This window comes from Neobacillus mesonae (assembly GCF_023715155.1).
GTDB lineage: Bacteria > Bacillota > Bacilli > Bacillales > Cytobacillaceae > Neobacillus > Neobacillus mesonae_A.
In genome coordinates this window covers 168649-187573 of the sequence record NZ_JAMBNQ010000002.1, presented here as the reverse complement: position 1 = coordinate 187573, position 18925 = coordinate 168649, and the positions used below count along the sequence as shown (strand labels likewise).

The 18925-nt window shown below is 43.1% G+C and carries 20 protein-coding genes; 5 read left to right on the top strand and 15 right to left on the bottom strand.

Annotated elements, in window-relative coordinates:
• Nucleotides 1-25: 25 nt before the first annotated feature.
• The 6 genes from rpiB to M3183_RS03725 all read right to left on the bottom strand — a co-directional run bounded on the left by rpiB (nucleotide 26) and on the right by M3183_RS03725 (nucleotide 4866).
• A complete protein-coding gene (rpiB, locus tag M3183_RS03750) occupies nucleotides 26-472 on the bottom strand; it encodes a ribose 5-phosphate isomerase B (RefSeq protein ID WP_251466636.1) in 447 nt (148 codons plus the stop codon).
• 115 nt (nucleotides 473-587) lie between these two features.
• A complete protein-coding gene (locus M3183_RS03745; protein WP_251466634.1) occupies nucleotides 588-1028 on the bottom strand; it encodes a low molecular weight protein arginine phosphatase in 441 nt (146 codons plus the stop codon).
• Nucleotides 1029-1090: 62 nt separating this feature from the next.
• A complete protein-coding gene (locus M3183_RS03740) occupies nucleotides 1091-1648 on the bottom strand; it encodes a manganese efflux pump MntP (protein WP_251466632.1) in 558 nt (185 codons plus the stop codon).
• 141 nt (nucleotides 1649-1789) lie between these two features.
• A complete protein-coding gene (locus M3183_RS03735) occupies nucleotides 1790-2839 on the bottom strand; it encodes an L-threonylcarbamoyladenylate synthase (protein WP_251466630.1) in 1050 nt (349 codons plus the stop codon).
• A gap of 187 nt (nucleotides 2840-3026) precedes the next feature.
• A complete protein-coding gene (locus M3183_RS03730) occupies nucleotides 3027-3473 on the bottom strand; it encodes a GNAT family N-acetyltransferase (RefSeq protein ID WP_251466628.1) in 447 nt (148 codons plus the stop codon).
• A gap of 151 nt (nucleotides 3474-3624) precedes the next feature.
• Nucleotides 3625-4866: an MFS transporter gene (locus M3183_RS03725; protein ID WP_251466626.1), complete on the bottom strand. Its 1242-nt coding sequence runs from the start codon at nucleotides 4864-4866 to the stop codon at nucleotides 3625-3627.
• Between the two features lie 239 nt (nucleotides 4867-5105).
• Between M3183_RS03725 and M3183_RS03720 the strand changes: the two genes are divergently transcribed.
• Complete coding sequence (locus tag M3183_RS03720) at nucleotides 5106-5522, top strand: YkvA family protein (RefSeq protein WP_251466623.1); 417 nt, start codon at nucleotides 5106-5108, stop codon at nucleotides 5520-5522.
• A gap of 87 nt (nucleotides 5523-5609) precedes the next feature.
• Here M3183_RS03720 and pqqE read toward each other — a convergent pair whose 3' ends face one another.
• The 6 genes from pqqE to M3183_RS03690 all read right to left on the bottom strand — a co-directional run bounded on the left by pqqE (nucleotide 5610) and on the right by M3183_RS03690 (nucleotide 11358).
• A complete protein-coding gene (gene pqqE / locus M3183_RS03715) occupies nucleotides 5610-6752 on the bottom strand; it encodes a pyrroloquinoline quinone biosynthesis protein PqqE (protein WP_251466620.1) in 1143 nt (380 codons plus the stop codon).
• Nucleotides 6724-7068: a pyrroloquinoline quinone biosynthesis peptide chaperone PqqD gene (gene pqqD / locus M3183_RS03710; protein WP_251466617.1), complete on the bottom strand. Its 345-nt coding sequence runs from the start codon at nucleotides 7066-7068 to the stop codon at nucleotides 6724-6726. Before pqqD ends, pqqE begins: the two co-directional genes overlap by 29 nt.
• Before the next feature lie 33 nt (nucleotides 7069-7101).
• The gene (gene pqqC / locus M3183_RS03705; protein ID WP_251466614.1) at nucleotides 7102-7833 is read right to left on the bottom strand and encodes a pyrroloquinoline-quinone synthase PqqC; all 732 of its coding nucleotides are present in this window, start codon (nucleotides 7831-7833) and stop codon (nucleotides 7102-7104) included.
• Entirely contained in the window at nucleotides 7833-8750 is a 918-nt protein-coding gene (gene pqqB / locus M3183_RS03700) for a pyrroloquinoline quinone biosynthesis protein PqqB (RefSeq protein ID WP_251466895.1), read from the bottom strand. Before pqqB ends, pqqC begins: the two co-directional genes overlap by 1 nt.
• Nucleotides 8738-8989 carry a hypothetical protein gene (locus tag M3183_RS03695; protein WP_251466612.1) on the bottom strand — a complete coding sequence of 84 codons (252 nt, stop codon included), beginning with the start codon at nucleotides 8987-8989 and terminating at the stop codon, nucleotides 8738-8740. The genes pqqB and M3183_RS03695 overlap by 13 nt, the downstream gene beginning before the upstream one ends.
• A gap of 392 nt (nucleotides 8990-9381) precedes the next feature.
• Nucleotides 9382-11358 (bottom strand): outer membrane protein assembly factor BamB family protein, encoded by a 1977-nt coding sequence (locus M3183_RS03690; protein WP_251466610.1) that lies wholly within the window; start codon nucleotides 11356-11358, stop codon nucleotides 9382-9384.
• A gap of 312 nt (nucleotides 11359-11670) precedes the next feature.
• On the opposite strand from M3183_RS03690, the gene M3183_RS03685 reads away from it, so the two are divergent.
• The 3 genes from M3183_RS03685 to M3183_RS03675 all read left to right on the top strand — a co-directional run bounded on the left by M3183_RS03685 (nucleotide 11671) and on the right by M3183_RS03675 (nucleotide 14877).
• On the top strand, nucleotides 11671-12111 hold the full coding sequence (locus M3183_RS03685) for a hypothetical protein (protein ID WP_251466607.1): 441 nt from the start codon (nucleotides 11671-11673) through the stop codon (nucleotides 12109-12111).
• A gap of 221 nt (nucleotides 12112-12332) precedes the next feature.
• On the top strand, nucleotides 12333-14261 hold the full coding sequence (locus tag M3183_RS03680) for an outer membrane protein assembly factor BamB family protein (RefSeq protein ID WP_251466605.1): 1929 nt from the start codon (nucleotides 12333-12335) through the stop codon (nucleotides 14259-14261).
• A gap of 145 nt (nucleotides 14262-14406) precedes the next feature.
• Entirely contained in the window at nucleotides 14407-14877 is a 471-nt protein-coding gene (locus M3183_RS03675) for a DUF4179 domain-containing protein (protein WP_251466603.1), read from the top strand.
• 225 nt (nucleotides 14878-15102) lie between these two features.
• Here M3183_RS03675 and spoIIR read toward each other — a convergent pair whose 3' ends face one another.
• Nucleotides 15103-16161: a stage II sporulation protein R gene (gene spoIIR / locus M3183_RS03670; RefSeq protein WP_251466601.1), complete on the bottom strand. Its 1059-nt coding sequence runs from the start codon at nucleotides 16159-16161 to the stop codon at nucleotides 15103-15105.
• 153 nt (nucleotides 16162-16314) lie between these two features.
• Between spoIIR and M3183_RS03665 the strand changes: the two genes are divergently transcribed.
• Nucleotides 16315-16785, top strand: coding sequence for a CBO0543 family protein (locus M3183_RS03665; protein ID WP_251466599.1), 471 nt, complete (start codon nucleotides 16315-16317; stop codon nucleotides 16783-16785).
• Nucleotides 16786-16796: 11 nt separating this feature from the next.
• Here the strand turns inward: M3183_RS03665 and prmC are convergent, their stop codons facing one another.
• Together prmC and prfA are read right to left on the bottom strand one after the other, a co-directional pair.
• Nucleotides 16797-17690 carry a peptide chain release factor N(5)-glutamine methyltransferase gene (prmC, locus tag M3183_RS03660; RefSeq protein WP_251466598.1) on the bottom strand — a complete coding sequence of 298 codons (894 nt, stop codon included), beginning with the start codon at nucleotides 17688-17690 and terminating at the stop codon, nucleotides 16797-16799.
• Nucleotides 17683-18756, bottom strand: coding sequence for a peptide chain release factor 1 (prfA, locus tag M3183_RS03655; RefSeq protein WP_251466597.1), 1074 nt, complete (start codon nucleotides 18754-18756; stop codon nucleotides 17683-17685). The genes prmC and prfA overlap by 8 nt, the downstream gene beginning before the upstream one ends.
• Between the last annotated feature and the right edge of the window lie 169 nt (nucleotides 18757-18925).

Below are 18925 nucleotides of genomic sequence, written 5' to 3'. Positions count from 1 at the left end.
ACCTAGTCATTGCTGACAAGGCGTTTTACATATGTTTTTCTTCATACTCCGTAATTTTTCCAATACGGTTGGCATGGCGTCCGCCTTCATATTCGCCAGTCAGCCAGATTTGGGCAATTTCTCTTGCAAGGCCAGGGCCGATAACACGCTCACCCATGGCAAGCATGTTGCTGTCATTATGATTACGTGTGGCTTTGGCACTGAATGTGTCATGGCAAAGGGCACAACGGATTCCTTTTACTTTGTTGGCAGCGATGCTCATACCGATGCCTGTCCCACAAATTAAAATACCGCGGTCAAATTCACCGCTGGCTACTTTTTCTGCCACCGGAAGAGCATAGTCCGGATAATCAACAGATGTCTCACAGTCACAGCCAAAATCTACGTATTCAATCTTTAGTTCATCAAGTAAATTGGCAATCTCCTGGCGAATATGAATACCGCCGTGATCAGATGCGATAGCTACTCTCATTTCAAATTCCTCCTAAAATTAAATCTGTCTTCATTTTGACACACAGTTTAAAAAATATAAAGTATTGGATATCCTTAAAAAAAATAAAAACCCTCTATTTTTTATAGAGAGTCTGTTAGGAATTAATTTTACGAATGACTTCGTCAATCAGTTTTTTGAGTTCCTGGAAGGTGTCCTCATAATCCTTCAGGCTGCCGCCATAGGGGTCAATGACATCAAGATCCGCAGATTCCCCGCTAAATTCCTTTAAGGTGAACACTTTTTCAGACGCCTTTGGATATTGCTGCTGGATAGCCGCTTTATGGGAACCCGTCATGGTTAAAATGAAATCCGCCCATTCCACTTCCCTATCGGTTAGCGGCTGTGATTGATGGCTGTAGGAGATTTGATTGTTCTCCAACACGTGCTTGGCATGCGGCGATGCATCACTGCCGCTTGCCGCAAAGATCCCTGCCGACTTTACTTCAATGCCATCCACTTCTTTGCTTTTTAAAATGGCAGCCGCCATTGGACTTCTGCACGTATTGCCGGTACAGACAAACAAAATGTGCTTCAATGATTTTCCCCCCTTTCCCTCATTATTATTATAGGCTGTTTGATAAAAAACTTCCATTAGACCTAAAAGAACGTGCTTAGCATCTTGATTCCAAATGCCAGAAGAATGGCTCCGCCAAGTGCTTCACTGTATGCCCCGAGCCAGCCTCTTACTTTTCTTCCTAATAGCAAACCGGCCCATGTCTGAACCGTCGCCACAATACCAAAGCACAAGAGGACAAATGCCGTCTTAGCTCCGTAAATCCCCAATGTCAGCCCGACAGAGAAGCTGTCCAGACTCACACTTAGGGCAAATGCCAATAAGCCAAAGCCGATTGGGGTAATGACGCTTTCGGCTTCTTTTTTTAAGCTTGACCAAATCATTTGCATTCCTAATACAATTAATAACAATCCTCCAACCCAGGATGCGAGATCACCAAATTTATCTGATAAAAGTTTTCCGGCAAGAATACCGGCTAACGGCATGATGACATGGAATAAGCCAATTGTAAGGCCGATTTCAAAAATTTTCCTTAGGCGCAGTTTATACATACCCATCCCCAGTCCAACTGAGAAGGCATCCATGCCAAGTGCTGCTGCCATGATCACTAATGTAATAATTTCACCGACGATATCTGTCATTACGCTTACGCCCCCCTTGGACTAACTATTTCAACTTATGCACGTCCAAAGGGTTTTAGAATTCATATTGAGAAATGAGTGCTTTTGCCTGTAAAAAAAGCACCAGTTCCCATGCTAAAAAGGAATACTGATGCTTCTAAGTTATTCGGAAATCATTTTATTTCCTGCTGCCTTTTGCAGACGGTTCATGATAGCCAAGCCGACACCTGTGGTTGGGAACATTTCACTGAAAATAACATCCACTTCACTTTGATTAAATTTGCGCAGTGTATCATAGAGCATGGCGGCCACTGTCTCCAATTCAGCGCGCCTGCCGCATGCAAACACAACATCCGCATCAAACTCACCCGTATGCTCTTCAGTTGTCAGCACCCCAACCCGCAGTCCTTCCTGCTTTTTTTCCTCTACTAATTGCTGCAAAAAGACTCTGGTGCCTGATACCAAATACAATGGTGCATTGGGGGCATAGTGGCGGTATTTCATTCCCGGCGCTTTTGGACGGGCCGTTCCTTCAGTATTTGTTAAAGCAGGATCGATCCGGACTTGTCCAACAGCTGCTTCAAGCTGTTCTTTTGTAATGCCGCCCGGTCTCAAGATCACAGGGATTTCCTCTGTGCAGTCAACCACAGTGGACTCCACGCCAACTCCAGTTGGTCCCGCATCCAGTACACCGGCGATCTTTCCATTCAAGTCATCCATGACATGCTGCGCTGTGGTTGGACTTGGTTTGCCTGAGCTGTTGGCACTTGGTGCGGCAATCGGGAGTCCGCATTGTCTGAACAATGCCAATGCCACAGGATGGTCCGGCATTCGAACCCCGACTGTATCCAAACCCGCCGTTGCTTTTTCAGACAAGGCGCCCTGTTTCTTTTTAAAAATAATGGTCAACGGGCCCGGCCAGAACTGGTCCATTAAGACCTCAGCCTTTGCCGGTATTTCTGCTGTGAATTGTTCAAGCTGAGCAATGTCCGCGATGTGAATAATTAACGGATTATCCACTGGACGGCCTTTTGCCTCAAAAATTTTCGTGACCGCCTCATCACTTTCAGCATTGCCGCCAAGTCCATAAACGGTCTCGGTTGGCAGAGCAATCACTTCGTTATCCCGTAAAAAATGAGCTGCATCCACAATATGTGGATTACTTTCTAATTTATCCACATATTTATCCACTTTCCAAACATTTGTATTCATAAGTTATCCACCTTTATACTTTGCAAAGTCTTTATCGAATTTTGGCGAAATCAGGCGCTTTTACACATATTTTTCACTTAATACGTCTGAAAGTATAAAAGAAGGAGGTTATAAATACAAGTCTTATCCACAAATTGTGCATAAGTTCCTTAAAAAAGTGGATAACTTTGGCGATATATCCACAATATTATAAGGAAATCACTAAAAATAGAGAGTTATCCACATTTAGGATATGCTGAATATGTTCTGAATCGTAAAATTCATCTGGTAATTCACTTGGTTCCATTTTCTTGAAGCCCATTAATTCAAAAAATGGCACCGTCACTGCTTTATTTGTCGCTAAAAATAAACGATCCATTCCTTGTCCCTTCGCAAACTTCACCATTTGATCGAACAGAACGAAGATTTCCTGTTCAGCTTGTCCAGGAGACAGGACCAGTGAACGCAGCAACCCATCCTTTTGAAATACTTCCATACCAAGTGTGCCCTTAATCTCGGAGTTTTCATTCTCCAATATTAAAAAGGAACTAACCGTTTCATCTGTCAGCCCATCTGTCCCAAGGTCCGCCTTCACTAGAAAATCCTTTAATGGCTCCAAATCGTTGATATCAGCCTTCCGGATCAATCCCTGCATCCTTTTCCACCTCATTTTTTAAATTCTATTCTATGAATATGGAAAAAATAGAAGAAATAGAACAGGGAATCTAGTAATTTTTTGTTAGCGGCAATATCAACGAATAAGAGAAGGTTTATTCAATCCGTGGAATAGACCTTCTTTTATTCATTTATCGTCCGGACGATACCGGCGATTTCATGCGAATTTCATAGCCGCTAAAGATTCTGCCATATAAACAGGCAAAACTCATTTGTAAAGCAGACGCAATATAGAAAGGCAGAGAGAGTGAGCCTAATCCAAATAGATAACCTGATAAATACGGTCCGATTGACATTGGCAATCTCATTGAAAAGAGGTTAATGCTTGATGCAAAGCCGCGGCGCATGTCCCGGGTCAAGCTTACACTCAGCGCCTGCTGTGCCCCTTGTGTTCCCCGGTTTAAAGCCGTTCGTATGATATACACGGCTGAAACAAGTGCATAAGATGAAAGAATAGGCATCAAAATCAGAAGCAGGCTTGCTGCGAAACGAACCAACACAATCGATTGGATAGTACCATGTTTTTCAGATAATCTTGCTTGTAAAATAGAGGTCATGCCCGTCACAAAAAAGGTAATCGCCAGCGTGCTGCCAATTTGTGTTGTACTGGCCCCAAATTTAGCCGCAAACCAGTACGACATCATCGGTCCTGTCAGTCCAATAGCAATTCCATTCAAAATGTTGATCGCAGCCAATTTTAAAACAGAACGGTTTTCTTCCTGTAAAATCTTCATCTCCTGTTTTCCTGATTTAGATTCCTGCTTCCGGTCCGCCTTCCCATCCTGAACGGTTAAAATAATGGACGCCGTAACAAGCGATAAGACATTGATAAAACAAAATACAAGACGGTAGGATTCTGCCGGCAGATACTTTTCCCATAACGTCAATGCCCCTGCCAGCATGGCACCCGCCGCCATTCCGAAAAAGCTGAGAGCATTATTTAGACTATATACCTTTCCGCGTTCAGCTGCCGGGATAAAATGAGCGAGCCAAGCCTGCTCCGCCGGGGCGCACGGACTGGGTGACCCAGCCTCCGCTTTCCCAAAGCCGGTAAGGGTAATAGCTATGAACAGCAAGATAGGGTTCGTCGATAATACCCCTATTAACGCACATCCGGCGGTTAGTAACTCTGAAAAAAAGATAAACGGTTTTCTGCCGTAAAGGTCGCTATAGATGCCGATCACAGGGGCAAGTCCGACACTTAGCAGGCCGCCGGCTGCAATGACACTTCCAATCGCCGCCGTGCTCCACCCTAACGAATGAAGATATAATGTCAAATCTACCACCAGCATGCCTTGTCCAATACTTCTTACTGCATTGACCAGCATGAGCTTTTTCGCCTCAAGATGGATGGATCCATCTGATGTCTTCACTTTTACCACCACTTTTTTATGAGTTTCTTTATGTACTTTTTATCATTTCAGTATTTATATATTTTCAGCTTTGAAACTTGTCCAGTTCGCTGGGCGGACCAAGGCGCTTATAAGATTCTAACTAAAAGAGTGCCAAAATATCGTGTTTTTTATACATCAAAACACACTATAGGATACTGCCACATAAGATGTTTAAAAATCTGGCAGGTGAAGCAAGATAACAGGGGGCAGACTGCCTGATGGAAAATAAGGATTTGTTTAAAAAGGAAGTAAGTAATATGGTGAAGAAACTTAAATGGAAAGAATTCATCCGAAATATAAAAAATAATATTTATATCCTGTATTTGGCCTGCCGTCATCCGAACACACCGTGGTATGCAAAAGCTTTATCCTTATTGATTGTTGCCTATGCATTAAGCCCGATTGATTTGATTCCAGACGTGATACCGGTATTAGGTTATTTAGATGAAGCCATTCTTCTGCCCCTGGGAATTTTAGGAGCCTTTAGCTTAATACCGAAGGAAGTATTGAATGAATGCCGCGTGCAAGCGAGCCAAACGCCGAAAAAACTGCAAAAAAAATGGGCGGGTGCAATTATTATCATGCTGATTTGGATCAGCCTTGCCACATCAATTCTATTTAGATGGGTTATATAGGTTTTGTAATCGGGGGAATATGATCCATCAAAAAAGTGCCAAGGGGTATGTACAAGTCCCCTATAGCACTAAAAAATGAAATACTGATTATTTACTTGGGGCAATCGTTTTTCGGGCGTGATGCCCTCGATAGATTAAGGCTGATGATTTTACAGTATTCCCCTCATCAGCCTCCCGAATGGCCATTTTTATCAAATGATGGTCCGGCGCCAATTGGCAGACTGGATCGGCTGCATGTGCATCCCCAGTCAACGCATAAGCCTGACAACGGCACCCGCCGCCGTCCTCATGGCGGAATTTGCATGATTGGCATGGCTCAGGCATCCATGCATCCCCGCGAAAATGGTTAAAGGATTTTGATTCATACCAGATATGTTTTAAAGAGGATTCACGGACATTTTCAAACGATAATTCTTTCATCATCCCGGCCGTCGGGCATGGAAGGACAGACCCATCAGGTGCTGCCGTAAGTGCAATTGCCCCCCAGCCCCCCATACATGGCTTGGGTGACGATGCATAATAATCAGGAATAACCCAAATAATTTCCATTCTATTCCCAAGCCTTGCTTTTGCAGCTTCATAGATCTCCCTGGCCCGCTCAATCTGTTCCATACTTGGAAGAAGCCGCTCCCTGTTAAGTAAAGCCCAGTTATAATATTGGGTATTCGCCAGCTCCAGCCGTTCAGCCCCCAATTCCTCGGCAAGCTGAATGATTTCATCCAAATGATCAAGATTCATCCGGTGCAGCACCACATTTAAGGACAAATGCAGTCCGGCCTTTTTTACCGACATGGCTGCTTCCCGTTTTTTCTCAAAGGCTTTATATCCGCCAATGCGGTTGGAAAGCGTTGCTTCACCCGCCTGAAAGCTTACCTGCACATTTGCCAGACCAGCCTCCTTAAGCCTTGAAATCTTTTCTGCTGATAATCCAATGCCGCTTGTAATGAGATTGGGGTACATTTCTAATTCATGTGCATGGCGGATCAGAACCTCCAAGTCGTCTCGTAAAAGCGGCTCCCCGCCTGAAAAATGGACCTCAACGACACCTAGATCAGCTGCCTCTGAGAGAACACGGCACCATTCCTCTGTTGTAAGTTCCAATGCCTTTGAGGTCAGGTTTAAAGGATTCGAACAATATGGGCAATGTAAAGGGCACCGATGGGTCAGCTCTGCAAGCAGTGAAAAAGGGGGCTGGACCCCGTTATGACGTTTGGTTATTTTCTGTTGCATGTCTTTGAACCACCACCCATCCTTGATCCTCCATTTCCTGAAGAAATTTGGAAATATCCGCCTCCATGGTTGTTAAATCTGGTAATTCACCTGCATCAGCTGCTTTAGTATCTGTCAGCAGAGAAGCCCTCATCTTTTCGGTTATAGCAGGCACCGTCTGCCTCCCGTCACATAAAGTAAGAATAGCTGCTGCTGTTTCATTTAAAACGACAACCCTTTCCGGTAATAAAAGAAGATGTTTTTCTCTCACCTTATCAAATTTCAGCCGCGCCTTTGCCGCGAGCTTTGGAAAGCTGCTAGTTAAAATGGACTCCACCACCCATCCTTTATCTTTGAGAGTGAAAACCTTCTATTCTATTTTTGCAGGATATGCCTTTTCAATGGCATCAAGCTGCGCCCATAATACATCACACTTAAATTTCAAAGCATCAACTGCCCGCTGCTGTTCTTCAGGTGATTGACAATAAGTTAAAACAAGCCTAAGAGCGCAATCTGAATCACGCGGCGCTTGCGTTAGACGATTTTGAAAATATTCAAAACCTCTGCTGTCTATCCATGGATACAATCGTTCAAGTACTTTCATTCTCTTTGAGATGAGATCTGGTGAAAATAATTCAGTTAAGGACGAGGCTACTGCTTCAATCCACGGTTTTGTCCGGGCGAAATGAACATAGGCATCAACAGAAAAGCGGACGCCCGGCACTACATGGTCTTCCCGTAATATTTCTTCCCGGGTCAACCCTACCGCTTCACCCAGCCGCAGCCATGCTTCAATCCCTCCCTTTTCTTCATGCGTGCCATCATGGTCAAGAATCCGCTGAATCCATTCCCTCCTTAACTCCCTTGAAGGCAGATTCGAAAGAATAGCTGCATCTTTAATCGGAACGGATTTCTGATAGTAGTATCGATTGGCGACCCAGCCTTGAATCTGTTCCCGGGTTAATTTTCCTTGGTGCATGGCTATATGAAACGGATGCTTGTCATGATAAAACGAACGTCCGACATCCTTTAACCGCTCTGTCAATTCACCCTTTGTCAAAGGCTTCTCCCTGCTTGCGACCTTGCTTTGTCCAAGCATCATTACACCTCCACTTCCATCCCGTCATAGGCAATTTCAATTCCAAGGCGCTCCAATATTTCTCTTTCTAAAGAATCCTTTCTTAATATAGGATTACTATTGTTAATATGAATCAGAATTTTCCGCTCAGCAGGATAAGATGCCAATTTTTCCGCAATACCTGATGGGCCGCTAATCGGTAAATGGCCCATACTTCCGGCATCGCGTTTTGCTGCCCCCATCTTGACCAACTCGTCTTCCGACCAAAAGGTTCCGTCAACCATCAAGATATCTGCTTTCTGCAAACATGCTTCTATCTCTGGAGTAATGTTTACTAACGTAGGGAAAAAAGCAAGACTTCTGCCGGAAATCTCATTATGCAGAACCAATCCGACCTCCCATAAATCATCTAAAGATTTGTCTTCCTTATCCAGCTTGGCATAAAGCGGCGGTTTCCTTGAAACAGGGACCGTCTCCACGATGATCGTTCCTTCACCTAAATCCCCCACCTGCTTCATGAAATCAGGATGGAGAGATTGCCATTCCCATGAGCAATAGTTTTTTAACATACGAATCACCGGAAAGTCTTCCTGAAGACACTCTTTTACGGTCTCAGTACCGAAAATAGTTAAACAAGAACCTTCCCTTAATGACAATAATCCAATCGTATGGTCGAGCTCGGCGTCAGTTAAAATAACCCCTGCCAGCGGTGTCTCCCTTATTCCAGGGCCCGGATGGAGTGCAGCAAATGATTCCATTTGTCTGTGAACATCCGGGCCGGCATTAATAAGGTACCAATCCTTATCATTGGCAGTAATGGCAAGGGATGATTGTAATAACGGTTTGAGTGCTTTGTTTCCTTCGCGGGCATCACGGCAATTTGAGCATGCGCAGTTCCACTGAGGAAAGCCCCCTCCTGCCGCCGTTCCTAAGACTCTAATTCGAATTTGCCTTCAGTCCTTTCGTTTGCCATTTGAGTATCATTGTTACCCATTTCCTGCCGTTTTCCCAATCGCCTTGCCACTTGCCACCCAATCGCCGCATTGGTCAACCCCATCAACGGGAATAATATATAATCTCCAAGCGGATCAGGGAGCAGGAGATCTACAATCAGCCAGCCTCCAGCTGTAGTACATCCAATCAGCGCACCAATCAGCGCCAGCAGGCGGTTCTTTTTCATTTACACTACCTCCGTTCAATTTGTTGTAGCATGAAAAATTTCTAATGAGGCAAGCAGATTCTGTGCTAGCCGATATAGCTATACATGGTCACTTCAGAAGCAGTGTTAATCACTTTATACTCAGGCTTTATCCACATGTTGTCTCCCCCTTTCATAAATCTCCGAACACTGTCTGCTATCAAGGAGTTCAAATTTTTCCTTGTCATCTTCATCTTATGTAGACAGATATCCCAAAATAACTAGAATTTCGACTTATAGTTGTCCAAAAGCTTACGAAGTTTTGCAATATAGTGCAAAAAGGGACAAGAACTGTTGATGAAAAATGAAAAAGGCCTGAGTCCATTCAAATCGGACTCAGGCCTTTTACTTGTTTTTCTCTCAGTAGAGATATTTTACTTTTTATTAGCCAGCCATTTTGCTAGCGCTTTTGCTTGATCAGCATCAACAAGGCCACCCGGCATCCGCCCGCCTCCGTTAATAATTTGCTTTTCAATCTCCTCCTGAGACATGGAAGAACCGACATGTTTTAGACTAGGGCCGGCTCCTCCTTCAAGATTTTGACCATGGCAGGATATACAGCTCTTATTGTAAACAGCTTCTGCGTTTATATTAGCAGTCTGCTTTTTAGGTTTTTCTTTATTTCCATGGCTGCCTTCATTCGAATCATCGTTTTTGCCTGAACCTTGAGGACTCTTTTCAGGTGTGGCTGACAGTTTACCGCCAAGACCAAAGGCAACCACCTTCGTTCCGGTTACGAACACCACATATTGTTTCCCGTTTTCTACGTAAATCGATGGAGCCATCATAATTTGTTCGCCGCCGCTTTTTGCATTCCATAAAACTTTTCCGGTTTTTACATCCATGGCGTTGACGGTTCCGTCCAGTTCACCGTAAAAGGCAAGCCCTGATGCTGTACTAGTAAAACCGCCGCGCATCGGTTGTTTCGTCTTGTTCTGATAGACCTTTTTACCGGTATTCACATCAATAGCAGTGATGGTGCCGTTTATCTCCTCACCTTTCGGGGTGATGACAACGGCAGTACCCGGGAATAGCCCATTTTTTTCTTCTAACTCTTTTTCGTCTTTTGCTGCAACCCCTATGGACGGTGCATTAATTCCCGGAATTAGGACATAATTGGTGGTTGGATCATAGGTTTCAGGGGCGTAGTTTTCCCCGCCTTCCACTCCAGGCCATTGCGGCACTGATGTCTTCTCATCCGTTGTCAGAGGTGAATGCTTGATTTTCACAAATGGAACACCATCATAAATGGTTTCACCTGTTTTCGCATCCCAAGCAAACCATTTTCCGTTTTTACCGCCATGAACAACGATTTTTCTTTTACTTCCGCCAACATTAGCATTCAGAACCATTGGCGTCGCGGCAGCATCATAATCCCACTCGTCATTTTCAACTTCTGATTTTGCCCAAATTAATTTACCGGTTTTACTATCTAAAGCAACCACTGAATCCGTATAAGGATTTTTACCTGGGCGGGCTTTTATAAAGAAGTCAGGGGCAGGATTTCCAACGCCGAAATACATCATATCGGTATCCGGATCAAATGACATTGGATTCCAGACAGCACCGCCTCCGATAAATTTACCCTTCACCCAGTCTTTTCCTTGCTCAGGAACCGTCCAGAAAGGCTGATCCCAAGCAGGACTTAAATCACTTGCTTTAAAGGCCATAACAAAGCCGCGGATTCCATTATCACCGCCGCTGCTTCCAACATAGACATTACCTTTGTAGTACATAGGGGCAGATGTTTCATAATACCTGTTTTCAAGTGTGACCCCTTTCATACTGTCTACGTCCCAGAAATTAATCATTTTAACTAATTTTCCAGTTTTCGCATCGAGCTTAGCTAGTCGATTATCTGCAATAAGTACAAAAACATTTCCTTCCGCCACTGCCACCCCTCGGCTGGCAACAACTTCTAACAGGCTTAGGTCTGCATTATCGAGATGGTCTTGTACCTCTTTAGGAGGCTGCCAATCCCAAATCTTTTTTCCATTTGAAGCATTGATGGCAAACACTCGGTTAAAGGAAGTCGTTACATACATAACCCCATCCTTCACAACTGGATAATCCTCAGAGGCATTTTGGACTTTTTTACCCCAGGTTGCTAAATCTGATTGCCAGACAATACCTAAATCCTTCACATTATCTTTTGTAATTTCTTTATAAGGGACATGCCTGGTTTGTTGGTAATCATATCCCCAAATTGGAAAGCCGGTATCTTTTTTCACTTCGGTTGTTTTCTTTTCGGCCGTGTCTTGCTTTTCCTTGTTGTTTGTTTGACAGCCGACAATTAACATGACAGCCAGAAAAGAAATGCTGAACGTTTTAATATAACGCTTCAACTTCAAGAGAATACCTCCTATACTATAATTTCCTTAGTGGTCAAATCATTTCCCTAATTGCCTCGTGTATTAGGATGTTTTCAAGTTCTCCCTATAAGGAAGGTACTTACATTATAAAGACCCGCCACTTTTTCTATAATGAGTAAAACCTGCCTTTATTATGCAAATGAAAGAAGCAGAATAGACTTAAAAATTAAATTATGTTTTACCTTGGGTTTGGGTTTTCTTAAGAATATTTACTAAAAATGGAGACAATCTATAAACGAGGATGTTTAAAACTTTTGACATTCTTAAAAACATAATTTAGGAGGCCGATTTATGAGGGTTTTTTCAAATGTTATAAAGGTTGGATTTGCCTTATTTCTTTCTTTAAGCATTGTATTGGTTTCTTCCATAAGCACTCTGGCTGCGGAAAAAACAATTGGTTCTGCTGAAAATAACGGAATTAAACTTACAATCAATGACTATACCATAAAGAACTATGGTCAAGAGATGGTGGTGCATTATACCGTTCAATCCACCTCAGGACAGCAAATAGATGGGAAAAGCCTAATCCAAAAGCCTGGTTTTATGATCGGCAATAAGTTTGTTCAAGGAAACGATACTTGGCATAAAAAAGTGAGCAATCAACAATACCAAGGCGCCATTACAGTGCACCTGCCACAATATATTCCCGCAACTTCCAATGTATCATTTGATTCAGACACGGTTTTGAATCAAAAAGGCCAATGGACCATTAACTTCCAAATAAAAAAATGATCGTACATATAAGACTGCCTCCATACTTTCGGAAGCAGTCTTTTTCATGATTTTAAAAAAGGAAGTAAATTTCCCACGATTTGCATAATTTAGGAATCCCATAGGGCACCATAACATTGTTCTTATAATATTAGATCCTTTAAGGAGGGAGCAAGCTGAAACATTTCATGATTAGAGATTCACTACATAGTCATTATTTCACCATGTGAGGAGGTATTTTCATGAGGCGTTATTTAAAAGCAACTGGGTCAGTTTTGCTGGCCAGTATGGTCCTTATTGGCTGTCAAACGAATAATAAGCAGAACAATGCAAATAAAAAGGAAGAAACCAAAGAATCCAACCAGGCAGATCAGGGAAAAGAGACAGGATTCCCATATTGGGGGTATGACCTGCAGCATACCCGGCATGTTCCCTATAAAGAAATAACAAAAGATAATGTAAAAAAGATGGGGATAGTCTGGCAGCAGGATATCATGGAATGGAATAAGGATATTCCTAATTTACAAGAAGATTTCCCTGTTGTAGAAAACGGGGTCATGTATGTAACTAGTGCAAAAAATCACGTCTTCGCCATCGATGCCGCAAGCGGAAAGAAACTTTGGGCATGGACACCTCCTAAGGAGGTACTTGACCATCTTAATAGTTTGCCGTGGCAATCCAATGTAGCAAGCAGAGGTGTCGCTGTGGCCAATGGAAATGTCTTTGTCTTGATGATCGATAATCGGCTGGCCAAGCTTGATGCGAAAACAGGAAAGTTGATAAAAATGGTTAACTTTTGGGATTATGAACCCACCATTAAGTTAGAAAACCGATATTATGAATCTTCGGCCCCAATGTATTATGATGGCAATGTTTACGTTGGAAGCAGCGGTGGTGACAATGGTACACGCGGCTTCGTTTGGGCATTTAAAGCAGACACCCTTGAACCGCTTTGGAAAGAACCATTTTGGACCGTTCCTGAAAGAGGAAAGGGCTGGGCAAAGGGAAAATATACGGGCGGAGGCTCCGTTTGGACACCAATGTCATTCGATCCAGATACTGATATGATGTATTTTGCAGTAGGGAATCCAGCCCCTGACTTTTACGATGAAGGCAGGAAAGGGAAAAATCCATATACAGATTCCATCGTTGCTTTAGACAGTAAAACAGGAAAATTTAAGTGGGCATCCTCCCAAGTTGATCACGATGTATGGGATTATGATGCTGCCGCGACACCAATGGTCCTCAATGCAAAAGTCGGCGGGAAAAAGCAGAAGATTGTAGTTGAAGGCGGAAAAAATGGAAAATGGTATGCATGGGATGCCAAAACTGGAAAAACCATTTATGATGGTGTACCGTTTGTCAAAATTGAACATTCAACACCACCAAGCGATAAGAGTAAAGTGAAACTGCAATGGCCGGGTACGCCAGGCGGTGAAAGCTATGCTCCAGAGACGTATGATCCAGAGACAAACTATGTGCTTATTCCGGGTATAAATTCCCCGAATTTAATGTTAGCCGCAAAAGACCGAGCAGAGATTGCAAAAGACAACAATACCTTCCCTGGTACAAAGATACTTCCTTTACCTGAAGGTGTAGATCCTTCTGGTACGATTACAGCGATTGACATTAATACAGGGAAAAAAGTTTATCAAATCGAAACCGATGATCCAATGTATGGTGGATTCACAAGTACTGCCAGCGGTCTAGCCTTTTACGGAGAATTGGATGGTACGGTGAATGCACTTGATATTAAAAAAGGGAAAATCTTATGGAACATGAAAAGCGGCGGAAAACAAATTAAAATGGCGCCTTCCATTTATATGGTTGACGGCAAACAATATGTCGCAGTGATTACTGGCGGAACGAGAGTTGTGGTTTATGGACTCGGCGGTAAGCAGTCTGTCGCAGCCCCTGATAAAAATGCTAAATTACAAGGGCAGGCAGACGTCGTGATTGATCCAGAAAAGGTTTACCAAAAAAGTTGTATTTCTTGTCACGGCGATAATCTTCAGGGCGCAACAGCTCCAAGTCTTCAACACATAGGTAAAACTATGTCCAAAGAAGAAATATTGAATCAAATCTTAAATGGCGGCGACCGGATGCCGGCAGGCCTGGCTAAAGGTGCTGAAGCTGAAGCACTAGCAGACTGGCTGTCCAAAAAGAAATAATAGATATGTAAGGATCCAGGTTTTAAAAACCAGTTGGCCCGTTTTTTCAAAAGCAATCCGGGTCCGATTCTTCCTTCGGACTCAGATTGTTTCATTTAAAAAGAAGCGGCGAAACCTATAAACGAAATATAAGGATGGTGGTAAAATGAGGAACTTATGGAAACATACCATGCGTTTCAGCGGAGTCGCCCTATTCATTTGCTTACTCATCGGCTTAGCCTCCCCTGCATTGACCAGTGCCCAATCCATGCCAAATCAGGGCTTAGGCTCAGTTGAGGATAACGGAATCAAACTGACATTAGATGGCTATTCCATCGTAAACCATGGTCAAAATATTAGGCTGCATTATACGATAAAATCCAATACGGACATTGAAGTAAATCCGCAGGCCGCGAGCCTGATGGACAGTCCGCATCTTTGGATTGAACACACATTAGTTCGTGAAAACTCCGATACGTTTAAAAAAGTAGGAAAAAACGAATATAAAGGAACAATAGAAGCACAGCTGCATCACTACAGACCTGAAAATCCTCATATGACATTTAAAACGAATGGGATTTTGAATCGAAAGGGCGAATGGACTATTCGATTTGTCCTTAATAATGCTGAATTCTAATATAAGCATAGAAGCACCCCGTATCATTCTTTAAAATGGTACGGGATTTCATTTTTGATTTGATCTTTCATTAAGAACAAACAACATAAATTAAAACAATCCAAAAATTTGATTATGTCAAAGTAAAGTGACGGCCTTACTAAATAACTGAAACTGGACAATGGCCAAGTTGGAATTTTTCACCTTCATAAAAAGAAAAACCAGCCCTGATTCGGACTGGCTGCTTTAATGAAAAAGCTTATCCCATAATTCTACTACAAAGAATTTCACCTTTACCGGCTGCTCATCTTCTTTCGTGTACACAGGTGCTGTTTCCACTTCTTTCTTTTCCACTTTCACAGTATCTGCCTTTTCTTTAGATGACTCTTGATTGACTTCCGGTTTTTCGTTTTCTTCTGCTTTTTCTACTGGCTCTTCCACTGTCTGTTCATTTTTCTCTGCTTTTTCCAAAGGCTGTTCGTTTTCAGGCTGCTCTTTAGATACTGTTTTTTGTACCGGTTCTTCTTGGACTTGCTCTTTCACCACTTCTTTTTTCTGCTGCACTGGTTCTGCTGCCTTTGGAGCTTCTTCTTTTTCCTGCTGCACTGATTCTTCTGTTTTAGGAGCCTTTTCTTCTGCCGTTTTTTCGCTTACCGCTACATCATTTTCCTTTTCGCTCACTGATTCTTTCTTTTCTGTTACCGGCTGCTCGTCTTCTGCCGTTTCATTTTTTGTTTCCACAGGCAACCCCGTTACATTTTCTTTTGCTGCTGCCGTCTCTTCAAACCCTTCACTTGTCACCGCTACACCATTTGAAAAATCAAGAAAACATAATGGCGGGTAAAGAACACACCACCAATTGGCTCCCTCGCCCTTCCCTAAAGTAATGAGGATTGCCTGATACTTTCCTGCTGGATATAAAAATTGCCCATATAATTTCGTTGGAAACTGTACCTTGCGAAATTCTACTTTTACCGATTGATCCGAACCCTGTTCTTGAACTGTTTTTTCAGCAATTGCTTGAATTTCCGGAAGCTTTGCCTTGATGACCTCTCTTGCCTTTTCCATTGAAGTCAGGTCCTTGACCCAAAGCTCTATTTTGGCATTGACGGCATCGCGCACTTTCCGTTTGATTCTTTGATCCTCTTCAAAATCACTATTTGCTAGAATCCTAAGGCGTATTGCTTCCCCAGGAATGACAATTGATTCCTTTGCGACTGCTTCATTTTTTGGCATATATAAATTTAGCATCGTGGCTAACGATAATACACATAAATATCCCCATACTAATAATTTACTCCTCATTTCCGGCACCATCCCTTCACTATCAACAGTGTGGACAAAATGCCAGTATCTTAAACTAGTAAATTTAAAAAAATCTAGTAAATTTGGGGATGCATGAGATATTTACGTTAGGAAAAACTATTCCCGTAAACCTTCATATCCAGGAGGAAAAACGTGATTCTATTAACTGTGATTTCGATTGTATTATTTCTGGCAGTAATGTGGATGCCAAAAAAGATTCCCTATTTGGAAATGTACACAACATACTTTTTCACAGCCTTTTTAGCCACCATGTCTGATGTCTATTTGGACGCCAAGTATAATCTTTACGGTTTTTTCGGAAAAGGTGTGGATCTAGAATATATCCCTATTTTCGTTATTATTTATCCTGCCTATAGTTTGCTTATTGTAAATTTTTACCCCTATAACAAGCCGATATACCGAAAAGTGAGGTATCTTTTAATCTGGTGTGCCGTCACCCTTGTTTTCGAATACGCTTCCCTATTTACAAATATATTTTATTATAATGCCTGGAAGTTTTGGTATTCTATCATCTGTTACCCAGTCATTAACGCCCTTATTCTGCTGAATGTAAAGGTGACAAGGAATTTATCCAACGGCCGCAAACTTTTTTTAAAAAAATAAGACTTCAGAGCCTATTCTCCGAAGCCAATTTCAGCAAATACCATCCGGTCCTTGCCATTGATATCATTCACAACGTCAACCTTCACACCAGGGAACGTCTTTTTGAAAAGCGCGGCAACTGCCTCACCCTGTCCAGCTCCTATCTCAAAACAGACAAGTGCCTGAGGAGCCAGCACCTGCGGCAGTTCAATCATAAAACGGCGGTAGAAATCAAGCCCGTCTTCCCCCGCAAACAATGCCCGATGCGGCTCATGCTCTGTCACTACTTCTGACATCCACTCCTGATCCCCGGTTGGAATATACGGCGGATTTGACATCACCACATCAAGCATGGTCCCGCGCTCGATAAAAGGCTGAAGTAAATCTCCCTCGATGAACTCCACATCTGCCCCCAGCCGTGAAGCATTCTCCCGTGCAACATCCAATGATTCTCCAGAGATATCGGTGCCTGAGACTATAAAATTACACGATTCCGCCCTGCGTGAACAATTACATTCAAGCTTCATCGTGATGGCAATGGCGCCGGAGCCTGTGCCGATGTCAGCCAGTTTGATTTGAGGCTTTGCGGCAAACAGCCTGTCGATTCTTTGAAGTGCACCATGGACAAGTTCTTCGGTTTCCGGCCTTGGGATTAGGACGGCCGGATTGACGAGAAAGGTTCGGCCGTAAAATTCCTCTGAGCCGATAATATACTGTACCGGAACTCCGGAGACATGTTCATGAACCGCCTTTTCAAAACGAATCCAAACATCTTCCGTTAAATCATCCTTCATATTGGCAAATAATTGTGTCCTTGAAAACCCGGTGAACGCCTTAAGCAAAAGTTCTCCCGCATTCTGGTCACGGCCGGCATCCGATAAAAAAGAAGAAGCCCATTTCAGAGCTTCAAATACCTTTTTACTCATTTGCCGCATTTTCCAATCGTTTGGCTTGGTCCTCAAGAATTAAGGCTTCAATAATCTCATCCAGCTTGCCTTCAATGATTTGATCAAGCTTTTGAATTGTTAAACCAATACGGTGGTCAGTTACCCGGTTTTGCGGATAATTGTACGTACGAATCCGCTCCGAACGGTCCCCGGAACCAACGGCTGATTTCCGCACTTGGTCATATTCCGCCTGTGCTTCCTGCTGGAATTTATCGTAAATCCGTGCCCGTAAGATTTTCATCGCTTTATCTTTATTTTTATGCTGAGAACGTTCGTCCTGGCTGGTTGCTACGAGTCCAGTCGGGATGTGGGTTAAACGCACGGCTGACATGGTGGTGTTAACACTCTGTCCGCCGGCACCGCTCGATGCAAACGTATCAAAACGAATATCCTTATCATTAATTTCGATATCGAACTCTTCCGCTTCCGGCAGACAGGCCACGGTTGCGGTGGATGTATGAATCCGGCCGCCAGATTCCGTTTCCGGCACACGCTGTACACGGTGGGCCCCGTTTTCATATTTTAAGTGGGAATACGCCCCGGTTCCATTGACCATAAAAATAATCTCTTTAAAGCCGCCAAGGCCTGTTTCATTGGCTTCGACAACCTCTGTCTTCCAGCCTTGTGATTCGGCATACCGGCTGTACATCCGGTAAAGTGTACCGGCAAACAATGCAGCCTCTTCCCCGCCGGCAGCGCCGCGGATTTCCATAATTACGTTCTTGTCATCGTTCGGGTCTTTTGGAATAAGCAGAACCTTAAGCTGCTCTTCTATCTGCTCTATTTGCGATTCCAAATCATGTAATTCCTCTTTTACCATTTCACGCATTTCTGCATCCAGTTTCTCCTCCAGCATCGCCTTCGCGTCCTGCAGCTGGGATTTGGCATCTTTATATTGACGATAAGTTTGTACCGTTTCCTGGATATCAGACTGCTCTTTTGAATATTCTCTCAGCTTTTTTGAATCATTGATAATTTCCGGATCGCTCAACAGCTCATTTAACTTCTCGTAACGATCTTCAACGGATTGCAGACGATCAAACACAGTCCATTCACCTCTATTTTTTCAGTAACTTTTTATAAAAAAAAGGCAAAACTGCCTGTTCTTTTTTTGTTGTCCAGCTCCAGTGCCCTAGCAGCGAGACGCCTTCGTACTCCGCCCTGCGATAAGTCAAGCACGAATGCGCCTCCTGCTCTTCGTGTTTCCTTTATCT